Origin of the sequence: Streptomyces xiaopingdaonensis (assembly GCF_000262345.1) — a bacterium.
In the GTDB taxonomy this organism is placed as follows: Bacteria; Actinomycetota; Actinomycetes; order Streptomycetales; family Streptomycetaceae; genus Streptomyces; species Streptomyces xiaopingdaonensis.
Map to the genome: position 1 here is coordinate 1 of NZ_AJTQ01000357.1, position 17,712 is coordinate 17,712.

Below are 17,712 nucleotides of genomic sequence, written 5' to 3' on the forward strand. Positions count from 1 at the left end.
CGTACCCCTTCTCTGACCTCAAGTCCCCGCTTCCTGCTGTCGCGCGGGGCGGTGGGGGCGTGCCGGAGCGGGGCGGAGACAGGAGCGGCGGCGCGGGCCCGCCGGGCCGCGCGCGGCCCGCGCGAGCGGGCCGCCTTGAAGTCGTGAAGAAAGTTGTTACGCACGGGCTTCGTGGACCCGTGGTCATGCGATGGGGTTGATCATCCAAGTCGCCGCCGTCGTGCGCTGCTTGAGGGTGAGTGTGTGGGGTTTGCCCTCTTCGAGGTCGCGGGTCGCTGTCGGCTGGCCCTGGTCGAGCCAGATGCGGGCCCGTCTGTAGGGCTCTTCGTCAAGCGTGATCGCGATCACCATGAGGCTGATGCGGACCCAGCGCAGAGCCTCGCGGGGGCTGTGGGCGTCGTAGGTGCCGAGTCGGTGGGCGTTGACGTAGCACTCGCAGTAGTAGGGCCCCGCCGTGTGTTGCCTGGTGGTCATCACGGCCGCCTCCCTTCGTCGGCCTCTGCCGCCATCTCGACCGTGACCGTCCGGCCGTAGTCGTCGCCGCTCACCTCCACGCGACTCGCCAGCGCGATCACCAAGCCCAACCCGCGGCCGTTGGTGTCGTCCTCGTCCGGCGTCTCGACGTGCGGCTTCGTCTCGCCTCCACCCGTGTCCGTGACCGCCAGGACCAGGGCGCTGGATGAGCGGTGCAGGGAGACGTGACCTGCAACGCCTCTCCAAGGGCTTCGGGCCCAGCCCGCAGGAGCCGCCTGAAGACTCGTAGCAACCCGTAGCGATCATCGCGGTTGCTGTACTTCGCTGCTGTACGGCATGGAAGAGGCCCATTCCAAAATTTTGGAATGGGCCTCCAACCCGCAGAGCCGCCTGTCGGAGTCGAACCGACGACCTTCTGTTTACAAGACAGATGCTCTAACCATCTGAGCTAAGGCGGCCAGCCGGCACGACCACCGTGCCGGCGCCTGAGAAGTGTACCCATCGCCGTGGGGGCAGGGCACCGGCGGCCGGAGTGGAGCGGGGGCGTGCGGGGGAGTTGGGGCGGTCGGAGTGCTGACAAAAGACATACGAGCGGGATAGCGTCATCGCAGGTTTACGGGGCGGACACATCCCGTGGACCGTTCATCCCCTTTACGACGGATCGTCCGGCACGTACCTGCCGGTGAAGGAGACACCATGGCTACGGTCACCTACGACCAGGCGACCCGGGTCTACCCGGGCAGCGAGACCCCCGCCGTCGACAGGCTCGACATCGACATCGAGGACGGCGAGTTCCTCGTCCTCGTCGGGCCCTCCGGGTGCGGGAAGTCCACGTCCCTGCGGATGCTCGCGGGGCTGGAGGATGTCAACGAGGGCAGCATACGCATCGGCGAGCGGGACGTTACCCATCTGCCGCCGAAGGACCGGGACATCGCCATGGTGTTCCAGAACTACGCGCTCTACCCGCACATGACCGTCGCCGACAACATGGGCTTCGCGTTGAAGATCGCGGGTGTGCCCAAGACGGAGATCCGGCAGAAGGTCGAGGACGCGGCGAAGATCCTCGACCTCACCGAGTACCTCGGTCGGAAGCCGAAGGCGCTCTCCGGCGGTCAGCGGCAGCGCGTCGCGATGGGGCGGGCGATCGTCCGCGAGCCGCAGGTCTTCCTCATGGACGAGCCGCTCTCCAACCTCGACGCGAAGCTCCGCGTCCAGACGCGCACCCAGATCGCGGGTCTCCAGCGGAGGTTGGGGATCACCACCGTCTACGTCACCCACGACCAGGTCGAGGCGCTGACGATGGGCGACCGCGTCGCGGTGCTCAAGGACGGGCTGCTCCAGCAGGTCGACACCCCGCGTCAGATGTACGACCGTCCGGCGAACCTCTTCGTCGCCGGGTTCATCGGCTCGCCCGCGATGAACCTCGTGGAGGTGCCGATCGCCGACGGCGGGGTGAAGTTCGGTAACAGCGTGGTGCCGGTGGAGCGCGACGCGCTGAAGACGGCGAGCGACAAGGGCGACACCACCGTGACGGTCGGCGTGCGCCCCGAGCACTTCGAGGTGGCCGGCGGTTCGGGCCTGGAGAAGGAGAGCGCCGCGGGGATCGAGGTGACGGTGAACGTCGTCGAGGAACTCGGTGCCGACGGCTACGTCTACGGCACCTGCGACATCGGCGGGGAGCAGCGGGACCTCGTGGTCCGCGTCCCCGGCCGGGACGTACCGGAGAAGGGGAGCACCCTCAACGTCGTCCCGCGGGGCGGCGAGACGCACGTCTTCGCCACCTCGACCGGTGAACGACTGAGCGACTGAGCGACTGAGCCGAGCAGCACGCCGACCGCGGAACGAACACCCCGGTATCGGCGGCGCGTTGGCCGACTGCGATGCGCGGGGCCGCGCTTCCGGGAACGGAGGCGCGGCCCCGCTGCGTCGTGCTCCGCGGGGTGATGCGTCAACTTCCGTATGTACAGCACCGCGAATCCGTCACTCGGAGGTGTGACGCATTGTCGCCAAACCGCCACCAGTAGTTACCATCTCCGCGTGAACTTCGCGACAGCCCGCCGCATCGGCCGCACCCTCGCTCTCGTCCTGCCGGTCGTCCTCGTCCTCTCCGGGACGCTCGCGGTCACCCGCGTCCCATGGGCGAACGACGCCGCCGAGTCCCAGGTACTCACCGCGTCGGCGAAGCACGCCGACGCGGACGCCAAGCCCGGGAGCGCCGAACGCGCCCCCCAGCGCGCCCTGTTGGACCGCCTCACCCGTGAACTCCACCGCAAGGACCCGGGGTCCGCACTCACCAGCCTCCAGGAGGAGATCAGCCGCAAGCCCTCGCTGAGCGAGCACTGCGCCTCCCTCGCCAAGGCACTCGGACGCGCCGCCGTGCAGAAGTACGGGCAGCAGCGTGCGCAGTCCTTCTCCCGTCCGGTCTGCGACACCTCGTTCGCCACGGGCGTCGCCGACGTCGGCTGACGCGCAGCGGAGTTCGACGAGCAGGCGTCGCGACGCGCAGCCGTCGGGGGGCGGCTGCGCATAAGCTCTCCGTATGACGACGGAGCAGCCCACCCAAGCCGTGGTCCTGGCCGGCGGCCAGGGCTCGCGGCTGCGCCCCTACACGGACGACCGCCCCAAGCCGATGGTCGAGATCCCCGGCACGGGGACCCCGATCATCGGCCACCAGCTGACGTGGCTGGCCTCGGAGGGCGTCACCGACGCGGTCGTCTCCTGCGGGCACCTCGCCGACGTCCTGGAGTCCTGGCTCGAGGCCGCCGAACTCCCCTTGCGCGTCAGCACCGTTGTGGAACCCGAGCCGCTGGGCCGGGGCGGCGGCCTGAGGTTCGCCGCCGCGTCGCTGCCGCGCCCGGAGGAGCCCTGGTACGCCGCGAACGGCGACATCTGGACACGTTTCTCGCTCCGCGGCATGGCCGCCTTCCACACGGAGCGCGACGCCCTCGCCACACTCGCCCTCGCACGTCCCCGCATCCCCTGGGGCGCCGTCGAGACCGACGAGTTCGGCCACGTCCTCGACTTCATCGAGGCACCCCCGTCCCCCTACCTCATCAACGCGGGCGTCTACGTCTTCTCCGCCGCCTTCACGCCCCTCCTCCCCGAGCGCGGCGACCACGAGCGGACGACCTTCCCCCGCCTGGCACGCGAACGCCGCCTCGCCGGGTTCCCGCTGCCCCAGGGGTCCTACTGGCGTGCGATCGACACCGCCAAGGACCTCACCGAGGCGGCGAGGGAGCTCGGGCAGGACTGATCATGGCGGCAGCGCCGTCAACTCCCCTCGTGCGAAAAGCGCTCGGGAACGACGTCCGCGCCCGCCGTACGAGGCGGCGGGCGCGGGCCGATCAGCGTCCGAGCAGGCCACCCAGTGCCCCGCGACCGCCATCCGAGTCGTCGCCCTCCGGTGAACTGCCGCCGCTCTGGGGCGAGTCGGGCTCGGGCTCGCTGTGCTGCGCCCCGCCGCCGGCCGAGGCGGAGGAGTCGGGGGCCGTGCCGGGGCCGGTCGTCTGGCCGCCGGCCGAGGGCTGGGGCGGGGCCTGCTGCTGCGGCGGGGCCGACCGCTGCGGCGCCGACTCCGACTCCTGGCCCTGCTCCGGGGCCGCCTCCGGGTCCGTCGCCCGGTCCTCCTCGCGCTTTTGCTCGGCCGCCGAGTCGTCCGGCTCCTGCTGCCGTGCGCCTCCCGGGGCGCCGACGGTGCCGCCCTCCGGGCCCTGCGTCGAAGCGTCCCCGCGCTCGCCGGCGCCCGGTCGCTGCGGCAGCGGGGAACCGGGGAGCTGGTTGGTGGGCGTCTCGCCGTCGTCGGGGACGGTGGCGACCTGGCTGGAGCGGACGGCGCCGCCGAGCATCGAGCCGGCGAGCAGCGAGATTCCCACGACGACGGTGGCGATCACCGCTCCTCGCCGCAGCACCCGGCGCCGCAGGTCGCGCACGGGGACGCGGGGGCCGAGCCGGCGCCATGCCTCACCGCTCAGCCGCGCGTCGAGCGAGTAGACCGGCGCCCCCGCGATCACGAGGGGGCTCCACGCCGCGAGGTAGAGCAGATCGGGGGCGTCGTAGGCGGGGACGGTGCGCCAACTGACCGTCAGCAGCAGGGCGGCGGAGAGGAGTGCACCGAGGACGGCCGCTGCGCGCTGCCACAGCCCCAGGACGGTGAGGACGCCGACGATCACCTGGAGGAAGGCGACGGTCAACCCGGAGCCGACGGGGTGCGCGAGCGCGAAGTCCCGGAGCGGTTCGGCGACCGCCCAGGGCTCGAGGGAGCGCAGCCAGGTCACCATGGAGCCGCGTTCGCCGCCGTCGAAGTAGACCGGGTCGCAGAGCTTGCCCATGCCCGCGTAGAGCGAGATGAGGCCGAGGAAGATGCGGAGCGGGAGCAGGACGACGCCGAGGTTCATCCGGCGGCCGGGATAGTACGCCTGCCGCTGGGCGCGGCGCTCGTCGGTCTGGTCGTCGCCGCGGACGTCGGTGACGGTCTCCAACTGGCCCGTGTCGAACGGGTCTTCCTCGTCGAAGGCGCCGCGCGCCGGGCGTACGCCGGTGAGCAGCGGGGACTCGGCGGAGGGGGCGCTCTCGGGGCTTTCGGGCGCACCGGGGCCCCGAGGGGAGCCGATCGTCGGCGTGGGGCCCGTCCCGCCGCGGTTGACCCGGGGCAGCACTCGCGTCTGCGGGCCGGGTACAGGCGCAAGGGCCGGTCGCGCCTCGGCCGGCGCAGCGCCTGCCGACGGTACGGCGCGGAGCAGCTCGGTCGGGAGGCCCTCGCCCGGCGCCGTCTTGCCGCTCCACACGACGGGCGCGCGCCGGCGCCCGGAGGCGGCCCCGACCGCGCCGCCCACGGCCCCGGGGGAGACCGTCGGAAGCGGCGCCGTGTCGGCGAAGGAGGTGCTGCGGGGAGCGGACTCGCCGCCCAACTGCACCCGGAAGCTGACGTGGTTGACGATCACTTCCGCCGGGTCCGAGGCGACTCTCACCGAGCTGAGCACCGACTCGTCGTCGAGAAAGCCGCCCCGACCCCCCGACCCGCCTGCTGACGAACTGCGTGCGCGAGGAGACGGACCTCCCTGCGCGGGACCCGGGGGCGTGGGGGTGCGGCGAGTTCTGGTGTCCACACTCATCTAACCGAGTGATGGACGCTTAGGACACTGCTTTGACCGCTCCGATGTGTCCGAGACCCGTCAAGGCCCCCAACTCCCGGCCCACGGACGGCAGTAGAGTCCAGGACTCAGGCCCGGCGCCTCGCCGCCTCGTAGAGCACGACGCCGGTCGCCACACCGGCGTTGAGCGACTCCGCGCCCCCCGGCATCGGAATCCGCACCGTGATGTCGCACGCCTCGCCGACGAGCCGCGAGAGCCCCTTGCCCTCGCTGCCCACCACGACCGCCACGGGCCCGTCGAGCGCGCGGAGTTCGTCGAGCCCGACCTCGCCGTCGGCCGCGAGCCCGACGACGGTGAGGCCCGCCTTCTTGTACGCCTCCAGCGCCCGCGTCAGGTTGGTCGCCTTGGCGACGGGCGTACGCGCCGCGGTCCCCGCCGAGGTCTTCCAGGCGCCGGCCGTCATCCCGGCCGCCCGCCGCTGGGGCACGACGACGCCGTGCCCGCCGAAGGCGGAGACCGAGCGGACGACCGCGCCGAGGTTCCGCGGATCGGTGACGCCGTCGAGCGCGACGATCAGCGGCTCCTCGCCCGCGTCGAAGGCCGCGGCCGTCAGGTCGTCCGGGTGCGCGTACTCGTACGGCGGGATCTGGAGGACCACGCCCTGGTGGTTGAGACCGTTGGTCATCCGGTCGATCTCGGTGCGCGGAGCCTCGACGAGGCGGATCTCCGCGTGGTCGCCGGCGAGCTGCACGCTCTCGCGCACCCGGTCGTCGTTGTCGATGAACTGCTGGACGTAGAGCGCGTTGGCGGGCACGCCCTCGCGCAGCGCCTCGACGACGCTGTTCCGCCCGACGACGAGCTCCGCCGTACTGCCCGGCGCGCCCTTGCGCGGCGAGCGGGACTGTTCGCGACGGGCCTTCGCCTGCGCGGCCCGCTGCTTGGCGTGGCCCTTGCGCATCTCGGCGGGCGGGGTCGGCCCCTTGCCCTGGAGGCCGCGCCTGCGCTGGCCGCCGCTGCCGACCTGGGCGCCCTTCTTGTTCGACGTACGCCGGTTGGGGCGCTGGCTGTTACCGGCCATCAGGGCACTGTCTCCTGTCGTGGGTCTTGCTCGGTGCGGGGAGCCGCCCGGCACCGCCGGGTCACTCGAGCTCCCAGCGCGGTCCCGAGGGGGTGTCCTCGATCAGCAGCCCGGCCTGCTTGAGATCGTCGCGGAGGGCGTCGGCCGTCGCGTAGTCCTTGCGGGCACGGGCGGCCTGGCGCTGCTCCAGCACGAGCCGGACGAGGGAGTCGACCACCGAGTGCAGCTCCTCACCGCGGCCCGCCTCGCCGGCGGACGCCCACTGCGCGTCGAGCGGGTCGAGACCGAGGACACCAAGCATCGCACGGACGTCCGCGAGTGCGGCGGCGGCGGTCGCCTCGTCGCCCTCGGCGAGGGCCGCGTTGCCCTGCCGGACGGTGGTGTGGAGGACGGCGAGCGCCTGCGGCACCGCGAAGTCGTCGTCCATCGCCTCGGCGAACTGCCCGGGCACCTCGGCGGCCGGCGCCGAGCTGCCGACCGTGTCCGCGGCCCGCTGGAGGAAGCCCTCGATGCGTCCGAAGGCCGCCTCGGCCTCGCGGAGCGCCTCCTCGCTGTACTCGATCGTGGAGCGGTAGTGCACCGTGCCGAGGTAGTATCGGAGGACGATCGGGCGCCAGTGCTTCACCATCTCGCTGACGAGGACGGAGTTCCCGAGCGACTTGCTCATCTTCTCGCCGCTCATCGTCACCCAGGCGTTGTGCACCCAGTAGCTCGCGAACTCGTCGCCGTAGCAGTGGGATTGGGCGAGCTCGTTCTCGTGGTGCGGGAAGACGAGGTCGATGCCGCCGCCGTGGATGTCGAAGGCGGAGCCGAGGTACTTGTGCGCCATCGCCGAGCACTCGAGGTGCCAGCCCGGGCGCCCGGGACCCCAGGGCGTCTCCCAGCTCGGCTCGCCGGGCTTCGCCGCCTTCCAGAGCGCGAAGTCGCGCGGATCGCGCTTGCCCGTCTCGCCCTCGCCCTCGGGCTGGAGGAGGTTGTCGAGGTCCTGGTTGGAGAGGGAGAGGTACTGCGGGTAGGAGCGGACGTCGAAGTAGACGTTGCCGTCCGCGGGGTAGGCGTGGCCCCCGTCGATCAGTCGCTGCATCATCGTGACCATCTCGGGGACATGCCCCGTCGCACGCGGCTCGTAGGTCGGCGGGAGGCAGCCGAGGGCCTCGTAGGCCTCGCTGAACGCGCGCTCGTTGGCGTAGCCGATCTCCCACCATGGGCGGCCCTGGGCGGCCGCTTTCACGATGATCTTGTCGTCGATGTCGGTGACGTTCCGGATGAACGTCACGTCGTAGCCGCGGTGGGCGAACCACCGGCGCATGATGTCGAAGTCGAGGCCGGAGCGGACGTGGCCGATGTGCGGCGGTGCCTGGACGGTGGCGCCGCAGAGGTAGATCGAGACGCAACCCGGCACGAGGGGGTCGAAGTCACGGATCTGCCGGGCGCTGGTGTCGTACAGGCGAAGAGTCACGCGTCAAGGGTAGCGGCCTGCCGAAGGGGCGTGCCGAGGTCGGGGTACGGGGCGGGCGCCGCCGTCGGCAGAGCCTCGGCGGCGCCCGCGTGACGTCACATTCGGCCGACGACCTTGCGCGGCGTGATGCGCACCACCAAGCGCTCGGCCTCGTCGGCCGAGGAGGGGTTGAACTCCGCGTACGGCCTGCCGACGTACTTCTGCGCGAGCTCGTCGATGAGCTGCTGCCCGCCCTCGGTGGTGAGGGTCGCGTTCCCGCGGATCTCCGCGTAGAGGTAGGGGTCCTCGGCGGGCTGCACGACGACGCTCACCCTCGGGTCGCGCTGGAGGTTGAGGGCCTTGCGGCGGTCAGCGGTGGTGGAGACGAGCAGGTCGTCGCCGTCCCGCTTGACCCACACCGGCGAGAGCTGCGGACTGCCGTCGGGCTGCACGGTGGCGACGACGACGAAGACCTTGCCGTCGAGTGTCTTCTTCAGGGCGTCGGAGAGCTGAGCGGTCACGGTTGCGCCTTCCTGCTGCGGTCGGGGCGAGCTGCGACCACCGTACGGAGCGCCCGCACCTGAACCAACCGCCGCCGCACCGACGCGTATTCCGGTTCCGTCAGCGGCGCACGCGGACCGCTGCGCCCGCCACGGCGCCGAGGAGCGGCAGCACGGCGAGCACGGCCCAGGCCGCCCCGTACGGCAGCGGTCCGCCGAGCAGCGCACCCGTGGCCGAGCTGCCCGCGAGGACGAGCACCCCGGAAACCGACGAGAGCACACCCATCCCCAACCCGAGGCGGTGCTCGGGCACCAGCTCGGTGACGAGTGAACGCGCGGCCGGCACCACCAGCATCTGCCCGAGCGTGAGCAGCACGACGTACGCGGCCGCGGGCAGCAGCCCCGGCGCACCCGTCAGCGCGAGGGGCGCCGCGGCGGCCACGCACCCGAACCCGCAGGCCACGAGGCCGAGCCCGACGAGCAGCGCGGTGCGCTGGTCCAGGCGCGCACCCGCGGCTCTCGTGACGGGGAGTTGGGCGGTGACGACGAACAACGAGGAGAGCGCGAAGAGCCAGCCGAGCGCGGACTGGCTCCCCGTGGCCCGCACGACCTCCTGCGGCAGCGCCAGATAGAACTGGTTGTACCCGAGCAGGTAGCTGCCGTACGCGAGGCAGAGGAGCAGGAACCTGCCGTTGCCCAGCAACTCCCGCCGCGCGCCCGCCGGTTCCCCACCGTGCGGGGGACGTACGGGCCTGCCGCCCGGCAGCAGCCGCCAGTGCCCCGCGAGGACGGCGACGAAGACGGCGACGCCGGCCCAGCAGGCGGTCCGGAAGTCGGCCAGGAGCAGCAGCGAGCCGAGCAGCGGGCCGAGGAAGGCGCCGGCCTGCCCCGCGGCGGAGAAGACGGCGAGCGTCCCGGCGCGCGGCCGGCCCGTCACCTCCTCGTGGCGCACGGCCTGGCGCGCCGTCTCCGACTCGACGGCCGGCGAGAAGAGCGCAGCCGCGAAGCCGACCACGACGACCGCGCCGACGACCCCCGCCGTAGACCCCGCGTACCCCAGCCACACGAACCCGGCGATCCGCAGCACGCACCCGGCGAGGACGACGGGCCGCGGCCCGAACCTGTCGGTGAGCGCGCCCCCGACGACGAAGAGCCCCTGCTGGCTGAAGGTCCGCAGCCCCAGCACGAGCCCGACGAGCCAGCCGGCCATGCCGAGTCCGCCGTCCCCCAGGTGCTCGGCGAGGTAGGGGAGGACGGCGTAGAAGCCGACGTTGAAGGCGAGTTGGCTCCCGGCGAGGAGCTTCAGCAGCGGCGGCAGCTCGCGCATCTGGCGGAGCGAGCGGCCGCGGTTTCGCAGCCCGCCGGCCGCGGCCGTCTCCTGCCGCTCGTGCGAGCGCCGCGTTCCGCCCTCGTCCGGCGCGCTCATGCGAACGCCTCCCGGCGCGCGTCCCGTCGTACGCGCTCGCCTGTGCCCAACGCGCCCAGGAGCACGGCGAGTACGCCCACGGCGACGAGCCCGCCCGCCGGCGCGAGCACCGCCCAGGGGGCGCGCTCGGCGTACGGCAGGTTCTCGGAGAGCATCCGGCCCCACTCGGGTGCGGGCGGCTCGGCGCCGAGGCCGAGGAAGCCGAGGGAGGCGAGCGCGAGAGCGAGCGCCGGGATGCGCAGGAGCGCGTTGCGTACGACCGGCGGAAGGACGCCGGGGAGCACGTGACGGCGCAGGATGTGCCTCCGGCTCGCGCCGAGCGCGACGGCGCTCTCCAGGTGCGCGGCGGCGCGCTCCTCCTCGTGGAGCGCCGCCGTGTGCGCCGCGAGCGGCGCCCAGCTCACCAGCGCGACGGCGGCCGCCGCGCCCCACGCACCGGGCCCGAAGACACCGGCGACCACGAGCCCGGCGAGCACCGGCGGCAGCGTGTTGACCACCTCGCGGAGCCCCTCCGTCCACCGCCCCGCGAGCCCCACCAGCACTCCGGCGACGAGCACCACGCCGGCTATCCCCACCGCGGTGAGGCAGGTGCGTGCGGCGCCGTGCCCCAGCCGCGCGAGGACGTCGCGGCCGAGCGAGTCGGTGCCGAGCGGATGCGCTGCCCCGGGCGCCACGAGCCGTGCGGCGGTGTCCACGTGGAGCGGATCGCGCAGCAGCCCGGCGACGATCAACGCGAGCAGCAGCGCCCCCAGGCACACGGCACCGAGGACCCGCACGGTGCCGACGGCCACCCGCGGGCGCCGCAGCCCGGGGAGCGCCGCCGCGTCGAGCGCGGGTCCGAGGAGCACGCGCCGGCCCGCGCCGACCGCGGCGCCCGCCCCGAACCCGACGAGCAGCAGCAGGAGCACGCACGCCTGGAGCACGGGAAGGTCCTGCGCGAGCGCCGCCTCCCGCGCCAGGCCGCCCAGGCCCGGCACGGCGAAGAGCGTCTCGACGGCGACGGCGCCGCCCGTCAGCCCGACGGCGACGAACCCGAACTGCGGGAGCAGCGGCGGCAGTACGCGCCGGAGCGCATGCCGCGCGATCCGCGCGGGCGGCAGGCCGGCAGCCGCGTTGGCGCGCGCCCAGGGCTCGGCGAAGGCGGCGGGGAGCGCGTCGTCGAGGAGACGTCCGAGGACTGCGCCGGCGGGCACACCCATGGCGAGCGCCGGCAGCACCGCCTCGTGCGCCTCGCCCCACCCCAGAGCGGGGAACCACCCCAACTGCACGGCGAAGACGGTCGCGAGCACCGACGCGAGGAGGAACTCGGGAAGGGCGGCGAGCACCGCGCCCACCGCGCCCGCCCGCGCGCTGCGCGGCACGCGTCCGAGCGCCCCCCGCCGCAGGGTCCGTAGGGCGAGCAGTGCGGCGAGCACGACCGCGACGAGCAGTGCAGCCCCCATCAACGTCAACGAGACGCCCAGCGCGGCGAACGCATCGGACCCGACCGGCTGCCCCGAGACCCAGGAGTTCCCCAGGTCGCCGCGGAGGAGACCGCCCAGCCACCGTCCGAGGACGGCCAGCGGCCCGTCGTCGAGCCCGGTCTCGGCGCGGACCGCGGCGAGGGCCTCGGGGGTCGGTTCACGCTCCGCGTACCGCGCGTGCATGATCGCGCGCGCCGGGTCGGTCCTGGAGAGCCACGGCAACAGGCCGACTGCGGCGAGGACTCCGACGCCGGCGAGCACCCGACCGCCCCAGCGCGCGGCCGCGCTCCGCTGCGCACCCACCGTCAGCGGCGGCGGGTCTCGGCCGTGACGAGGGCGCGCTCCGTCGGATCGAGCGCGACGCCCCGCACGTCCTCGGCGACACCCTGGACGAACCGCTCGTGGACGAGCGGTACGAAGGCGTCGGTACCGAGCACCCGCGCCTCGGCCCGCATCGTGCTGCGGTGCCGCTCCTTTTCGTCGGCGGTGCCGGCGGCTTCGGAGATCGCCGCGTCGACCTTCGCGTCGCAGAGCTGCGCGATGTTGAAGGAGCCCTTGCAGGTGAAGTCGGACTGGAGGTAGGAGACCGGATCGCCCGTGTCCAGCAGGGTGTTGCGCGGCAGGATGAAGGCGTCGAAGCCGCCGGCGAGCGCGTCGGCCTCGACCTGCGCGTAGTCGCGCACCACCTGCTTGACCGTGAACCCGGCACGCTTCAGCTGCTGTTGGACGGCGGAGGCGATCTCGGGCAGCTCCGCTCGGTTGGTGTAGGTGGCGAGGGTGATCGTCTTGGAGTTGCGCACCTCGGCGGCGTCCGCGGGCTGCGCACGCCCCTCCGGTGCATCACGCAGCTTGTCCGCCCAGCGCACGCCGGGGCCCAACAGCCCGACGCCCGGGTCGGCGTGGCCCTCGTAGATGTCCTTGGCCAGGTCGCCGCCGTCGACGGCCTCGCGCACCGCGGCACGCATCGCGGGATCGGCGAGGGCGCCCTTCTCGGTGTTGAGGTAGATGCCGTTGGTACGGGCCGTCGGCACCTCGCGGGCCTGCTTCTCACTGAGCGAGGAGACCTGCGAGACGGGAACGGCCTCGGCTATGTCCGTCTCGCCGGACCGCAGCGCGTTGGCCCTCGCCGTACCCCCGGCGACAAACTCCACGTCCACACCGGAGGACTCGGCGCGCCCGTCCCAGTACTCGTCGTTCCGCTCCAGGGTCGCGGCGGCGGTGCCCTCGAGTTCGGTGAGGGTGAACGGCCCCGTGGCATGGCCGACGGGGTCGACCTTCCCCTTCCTGCCGTACGCGGCTTCCGAGAACACCGCGAGCGACGGGTTGGCGAGCCGCTGCGGAAGCAGCGCGTCGGGGCGGTCGCTGGTGATCCGCACCGTCCGCTCGCCCGCCGCGCTCGCCTGCCACTCCCCCGCGTCGCTGAGCACACGCGGCTGGGGCTTCGCCTGCTGTGCGTGCTCGAGGGTGCGTACGACGTCCTCGGCGCGGAGCTCGCCGCCGTCCTGGAAGCTCGCCTTCCGCAGGGTGAACATCCACGTCTCGGCCGAGTCGGAGGAGCGCCATGAAGTGGCGAGGGCCGGCTTGGCGGCGCCGTCCTCGTCGAGGCGGGTGAGGCCCTCGGTCACGGAGAGCCTGCTGAGGAGCACCGCGTCGTCCCCGTAAGGGCTCATCGCCTGCGTGGGCGGGAACGCCATGGTCACTCGGAGCCGATCGGCGTCGTCCTGCGAGCCACCGCACGCGGCGAGTGCCGCGGGGGCGAGGAGAGCGGCGGCCGCCGCGAGAGCGGCGGAGCGAAGACGGCGCGGCACGCGCGGTCTCGGACCGGGAGGTATCGAGGACATGACGGAGAACCTAACTGAAAAAAATTCTCAACCAGCAGCCACCGGCCGGTCGTCCCCCGCGGCTCCGACCTGCACCAACTCCGGTACGGGCAGCGCGAAATGGACGATCCCCTGACCGCCTCCCGGCAACTCCCGCTCGTCGCAGACCTCTTCGGCGAGCGACCGCCAGAAGGGCTCCGCACCCGTCACCGCCGGATCGGTGTGGAGGTAGATCGCCTCGTACCCGCCCGCCTCGGCGACGAAATCGCTGAGCGCGCGGACCATCGCACGCGCGATGCCCTGCCGCCGGTACTCCGGGCGCACATAGATCCGGCAGAGCTGCGCCGTGCTCCCCGACGGGAACCTGCGCGCCACCCACTCGGGGTTCGGCGGGGCCTGCGGACCCTGGTCCCGCACCGCTCCCGTGGCGACGATCGCGCCCGAGGCCGACTCGGCAACGAGCAGCGTCCGCCGCTCGGGCGCGAGGTAGACGCCCTCAAGGTCGATGATGTCCCGGTGCCAGCGCGGCACGTACCCCGACTGCAGGTCGCGGTAGACGGTGTCGAGCATGACGCTGCGGGCGGCGTCGACATCGGCGGGGGCGGCAGTGCGCAGTACGAAGGACACCCCCAAAGGCTAACTGCAACCGATGTGCAGCAGACAACCGCGTGCCGAAGAGGTGCCCTGTCACACACGCCCGGGTCGCACTACCCCGGGACGACGGGCACCACGAGCGCGGTCGCGAGCGCGGCGAGGCCCTCGCCCCGCCCCGTCAGCCCCAGCCCGTCGCTCGTCGTCCCCGAAACGGAGACCGGCGCACCGGCCGCCTCCGAGAGCACCCGCTGCGCCTCCGCGCGCCGCTTGCCCACCTTCGGGCGCACCCCGACGACCTGCACGGCGATGTTGCCGATCTCGTATCCCCGCGCCCGCACGAGCCGCGCGGCCTCCGCGAGTAGCTCCACTCCCGCGGCGCCCGCCCACTCCGGGCGCGAGGTGCCGAAGTGCGCACCGAGATCGCCGATCCCGGCGGCGGAGAAGAGCGCGTCGCAGGCGGCGTGCGCGGCGACGTCGCCGTCTGAGTGCCCCGCGAGCCCGTGGCTCTCGCCCTCCCACAGCAGCCCGGCGCACCACAGCGGCCGGCCCTCCTCGAAGGCGTGGACGTCCGTGCCGATCCCGGTGAGCGGTAGCGCAGGCCCCGCCGCCGAGTGCGTCGGTCCCGTGGGGTCAGTAGGAGTCACGTGCCATCCTCCGTGCCAGTACCGCGTCGGCGAGGACGAGGTCGAGCGGCCTCGTCACCTTGAACGCCTCCTCGTGCCCCGGCACGACGACCACCTCGACGCCGGTGCGCTCCACCATGCCCGCGTCGTCCGTCGCGCCCTCGCCCTCGCGGGCCACCCGGTCGTGGGCGTCGACGAGCACCTCGCGGGCGAAGCCCTGCGGCGTCTGCACAGCACGCAGCCGCGCCCGCTCGGGCGTCCCCGTGACAGGTTCGGGCCCGCCGTCCGTACGGGGCTCGACCTCCTTGACGGTGTCGGTGAGCCGCAGCGCCGGCACGACGGCGGCAGCGCCGTCACGGACCGCCTCGGCGACCGCGTCCACCGTCTCGGCCGGCACCAGGGGCCGGGCCGCGTCGTGCACCAGGACGGTGTCGATGTCGTCGGGGAGCGCGTCGAGCCCGAGACGGACCGAGTCCTGCCGGGTCTCACCGCCCGCGACCACGAAGACGTCGGAGAGGCTGTGCGCATCGAGAAGATGACGGACCTCGGTCGTACCGTCGGGCGGCGCGACGACGAGGACGAGCGAGACGGCTCTCGCCCGCGCGACGGCCCGAACGGCGTGGACGAGCATGGGCGTTCCGCTCAGCGGGCGCAGCGCCTTGGGCGCGCCGGGACCGAGTCGGACACCCCGCCCGGCAGCCGGGATCACGGCGGCGGTGCGGCGCCCCTCGGGAACGGTCTGGGCAGGTTCCGTGGACATCGGTTGAGCCTTCAGGTTTGTTTACTCAGCGGGGATGGGTATGGCCTCAGCGTGCCGGGCGCGAAGCCCCGATCGGCCCCCTTCCGTGATCGCCGGTCGAGACAGTGCCCGGGCCCGGCACGCTTTCACCGATCGAGTCGATCGATCGAAGGGGCGGGTGCTCTTCTCAGCAGCCCGTCCGGGGCGTCCTCGCCACAGAGCACTTCCCTCGGTGCGCAGCCAACTCCCCAGCGCGAGGGGACGGTTGCGGCGCGTAGTCGAGAGTAAGCGTAATCCGACGGGTTGAGCAGGCGGAGACGCGACCTCCCGGCCCGCGCACGGACGAGCACCGTGGCGTCGGCTGCCACCGGAGACGGCGAGAACTCCCGCCACTCAGGCCGGCCCAACCACCTTGCGCACCAACGCTCTTGAAGCGCGGGACGGCGAAGCAACGGGAACACGAGACCCCGGGGCGTTCCGATCGGTACACCGGATACCCCGGGGCGATACCTCGCGGGCCGACCCGCGCACGATCTCCGCGGGTCGCCGTCACCACACGTCGACGGAGCGGGGCGACGGGTCAGGAAGCGAGCACCTCGTCGAGGAGCGCTTCGGCCTTGTCCTCGTTGGTGTTCTCCGCCAGCGCGAGCTCGCTGACGAGGATCTGTCGGGCCTTCGCGAGCATGCGCTTCTCACCTGCGGAGAGCCCGCGCTCGCGCTCACGGCGCCACAGGTCGCGGACGACCTCGGCAACCTTGATCACATCGCCGGAGGCGAGCTTCTCGAGGTTCGCCTTGTACCGCCTCGACCAGTTGGTGGGCTCTTCTGCGTACGGAGCTCTCAGCACCTCGAAGACCTTGTCCAGGCCGTCGGTGCCGACCACGTCCCGCACGCCGACGAACTCGGCATTGTCCGCGGGCACACGCACCGTCAGGTCGCCCTGCGCTACCTTCAGAACCAAGTAGGTCTTGTCCACGCCTTTGATCTGGCGAGTTTCGATGGCCTCGATCAGCGCGGCCCCGTGATGGGGATAGACCACGGTGTCGCCAACCTTGAACGTCATGTGTCAGGTACCCCTTCCGTGGCTATCTAGAGTAACACGACGACGGTGCGTTCTGAATGGCGTTTTCGCAGGTCAGGGCATATCTCGGGGCTTGACAACGGGGCCACTGGCGTGCTGCGGGAGTCGGCCCTGGCAAGGTATTCGCAGGTCGGAAGGGTCGCGGAAGCGGAACGAAACCTGGGCGTCACGTGTGGCGAAGACCGCGAAGCCGTAACTTTCTGTCCGTTTTGCCCGCCTGCTGGTTGGCGCCCTTCCGGTCCGTGTCGACGCTTTTCCAGGAATTGATCAGAGACTGTCCGGGACTCTGCAAGACACTCGCGAGAGCAAGGTGATCAATTATTCGTGCGGGCTTTCTTTACGGAGAATCGCCCATACGGATGTCTGCCCGCGGCCCGCACTCCCGGCAGTTCACCGCGACACAGACCTGCTCGTGGGCGGACTCCCGCCTCCGAGCAGGAAAGAGACCCGGCAGCGCCCCTCGCGCCCCGCACCGCCCGCGGCCGGAGGGTCGGCTGCGGAGCCCTCCGCACGGGTCGGTAATCTTCGGGCAGCAGCACGCTCTCGCCCGGCCCCGGGGCGCTGCGTTGCCGGCACACGGGGTGGGAGCGGAGTCTCAACCGTCCGCGGACGACGCGTCACCCACGAGGGGGCCGCTCGACCGCCCGAGCTCGCCAAGGAGTTGCCGCCGCCGTGAGCAGCAGCCTTCGACGCGGCACCCTCGCCGCAAGCGCCCTCGCGCTCTCCGTCTCCGTACTGACCGCCTGCGGCGCGGGGAACGACGCGCAGACGCTTCAGGTCAAGCCGGACAACCCGGCCGCGACCGAGGGCCCCGTCAGGATTCAGAACGTGCATGTCGTGACCGACAGCGAGGGGTCGGACCAGGCCGTCGTCAACGCCCGCATCTTCAACGGCAGCAAGAGCGACCAGACTCTCGAAGGCATCTCGATGCCGGGCTCGGGCAGCACCATCCGGCTGGAGCCTGGGAAGGGCGGCAAGCTCGTCGTGCCGTCGGGCGGGTCGCTCGCCATCGGTGGCGAGGACAACGCCTCGGCGCTCATCGAGGACGCTCCGGGCGCCGGTATCCGTGACGGCGACAACCAGACGCTGTCCTTCGAGCTCAGCTCCACCGGGGCGGTGAAGGTGGACGCCAGCGTCGTGCCGGCGAAGCACCAGTACGCGACGTCCGGTCCGAGCATCTCGCCGTCGCAGCAGCCGAGCGGCTCGCCGTCGCCCGGCACACAGGGCAACGGCGCAGGAGAAGCGGGGCGGCAGGACGACGGAGCCGCCTCCGGGGAGGAAGGCACCGGTTCGGATGCCGGTCAGGAGCAGAACGAGGGTGCGCAGCACGGCGGTTGAGCCGCCACCGCTCGCTGTGCGTCGGGCCCGCACCTGTTTCGGTGCGG

At 72.5% G+C, this 17,712-nt stretch carries 17 protein-coding genes and 1 tRNA gene; 4 read left to right on the top strand and 14 right to left on the bottom strand.

Going from position 1 to position 17,712, the window contains the following annotated elements:
• Positions 1-183: 183 nt before the first annotated feature.
• From UWG_RS0127110 to UWG_RS0127120, 3 genes are all read right to left on the bottom strand, one after another.
• Complete coding sequence (locus tag UWG_RS0127110) at positions 184-474, bottom strand: hypothetical protein (RefSeq protein ID WP_016910337.1); 291 nt, start codon at positions 472-474, stop codon at positions 184-186.
• On the bottom strand, positions 474-692 hold the full coding sequence (locus tag UWG_RS34170) for an ATP-binding protein (RefSeq protein WP_337459961.1): 219 nt from the start codon (positions 690-692) through the stop codon (positions 474-476). Before UWG_RS34170 ends, UWG_RS0127110 begins: the two co-directional genes overlap by 1 nt.
• A gap of 166 nt (positions 693-858) precedes the next feature.
• Positions 859-932: transfer RNA gene (locus tag UWG_RS0127120), tRNA-Thr, on the bottom strand.
• A 238-nt stretch (positions 933-1,170) separates the two neighbouring features.
• Here UWG_RS0127120 and UWG_RS0127125 point away from each other — a divergent pair.
• From UWG_RS0127125 to UWG_RS0127135, 3 genes are all read left to right on the top strand, one after another.
• The gene (locus UWG_RS0127125; protein ID WP_016910339.1) at positions 1,171-2,283 is read left to right on the top strand and encodes an ABC transporter ATP-binding protein; all 1,113 of its coding nucleotides are present in this window, start codon (positions 1,171-1,173) and stop codon (positions 2,281-2,283) included.
• A gap of 228 nt (positions 2,284-2,511) precedes the next feature.
• On the top strand, positions 2,512-2,940 hold the full coding sequence (locus tag UWG_RS0127130) for a hypothetical protein (protein WP_016910340.1): 429 nt from the start codon (positions 2,512-2,514) through the stop codon (positions 2,938-2,940).
• Positions 2,941-3,013: 73 nt separating this feature from the next.
• Entirely contained in the window at positions 3,014-3,727 is a 714-nt protein-coding gene (locus UWG_RS0127135) for a nucleotidyltransferase family protein (RefSeq protein ID WP_029391813.1), read from the top strand.
• Between the two features lie 91 nt (positions 3,728-3,818).
• On the opposite strand, the gene UWG_RS0127140 is transcribed toward UWG_RS0127135, so the two are convergent.
• The 11 genes from UWG_RS0127140 to UWG_RS0127190 all read right to left on the bottom strand — a co-directional run bounded on the left by UWG_RS0127140 (position 3,819) and on the right by UWG_RS0127190 (position 16,309).
• On the bottom strand, positions 3,819-5,441 hold the full coding sequence (locus UWG_RS0127140) for a DoxX family membrane protein (protein ID WP_033196407.1): 1,623 nt from the start codon (positions 5,439-5,441) through the stop codon (positions 3,819-3,821).
• A gap of 251 nt (positions 5,442-5,692) precedes the next feature.
• Positions 5,693-6,643 carry a 23S rRNA (guanosine(2251)-2'-O)-methyltransferase RlmB gene (gene rlmB / locus UWG_RS0127145; protein ID WP_016910343.1) on the bottom strand — a complete coding sequence of 317 codons (951 nt, stop codon included), beginning with the start codon at positions 6,641-6,643 and terminating at the stop codon, positions 5,693-5,695.
• Positions 6,644-6,704: 61 nt separating this feature from the next.
• Entirely contained in the window at positions 6,705-8,102 is a 1,398-nt protein-coding gene (cysS, locus tag UWG_RS0127150) for a cysteine--tRNA ligase (protein WP_016910344.1), read from the bottom strand.
• 95 nt (positions 8,103-8,197) lie between these two features.
• Positions 8,198-8,602 (bottom strand): PPOX class F420-dependent oxidoreductase, encoded by a 405-nt coding sequence (locus UWG_RS0127155; protein ID WP_016910345.1) that lies wholly within the window; start codon positions 8,600-8,602, stop codon positions 8,198-8,200.
• 100 nt (positions 8,603-8,702) lie between these two features.
• On the bottom strand, positions 8,703-10,007 hold the full coding sequence (locus UWG_RS0127160) for an MFS transporter (protein ID WP_016910346.1): 1,305 nt from the start codon (positions 10,005-10,007) through the stop codon (positions 8,703-8,705).
• Positions 10,004-11,773, bottom strand: coding sequence for an ABC transporter permease subunit (locus tag UWG_RS0127165; protein ID WP_050988662.1), 1,770 nt, complete (start codon positions 11,771-11,773; stop codon positions 10,004-10,006). Before UWG_RS0127165 ends, UWG_RS0127160 begins: the two co-directional genes overlap by 4 nt.
• 2 nt (positions 11,774-11,775) lie before the next feature.
• Positions 11,776-13,311 (bottom strand): ABC transporter substrate-binding protein, encoded by a 1,536-nt coding sequence (locus UWG_RS0127170; RefSeq protein ID WP_029391815.1) that lies wholly within the window; start codon positions 13,309-13,311, stop codon positions 11,776-11,778.
• Between the two features lie 27 nt (positions 13,312-13,338).
• A complete protein-coding gene (locus UWG_RS0127175) occupies positions 13,339-13,860 on the bottom strand; it encodes a GNAT family N-acetyltransferase (RefSeq protein ID WP_420235648.1) in 522 nt (173 codons plus the stop codon).
• A gap of 137 nt (positions 13,861-13,997) precedes the next feature.
• A complete protein-coding gene (ispF, locus tag UWG_RS0127180) occupies positions 13,998-14,528 on the bottom strand; it encodes a 2-C-methyl-D-erythritol 2,4-cyclodiphosphate synthase (protein WP_016910350.1) in 531 nt (176 codons plus the stop codon).
• Positions 14,515-15,267, bottom strand: coding sequence for a 2-C-methyl-D-erythritol 4-phosphate cytidylyltransferase (gene ispD, locus UWG_RS0127185; protein WP_016910351.1), 753 nt, complete (start codon positions 15,265-15,267; stop codon positions 14,515-14,517). Before ispD ends, ispF begins: the two co-directional genes overlap by 14 nt.
• Before the next feature lie 559 nt (positions 15,268-15,826).
• Positions 15,827-16,309 (bottom strand): CarD family transcriptional regulator, encoded by a 483-nt coding sequence (locus tag UWG_RS0127190; protein ID WP_016910352.1) that lies wholly within the window; start codon positions 16,307-16,309, stop codon positions 15,827-15,829.
• A 690-nt stretch (positions 16,310-16,999) separates the two neighbouring features.
• Here UWG_RS0127190 and UWG_RS0127195 point away from each other — a divergent pair.
• Positions 17,000-17,665 (top strand): hypothetical protein, encoded by a 666-nt coding sequence (locus tag UWG_RS0127195; protein ID WP_016910353.1) that lies wholly within the window; start codon positions 17,000-17,002, stop codon positions 17,663-17,665.
• The last annotated feature ends 47 nt before the right edge of the window (positions 17,666-17,712 follow it).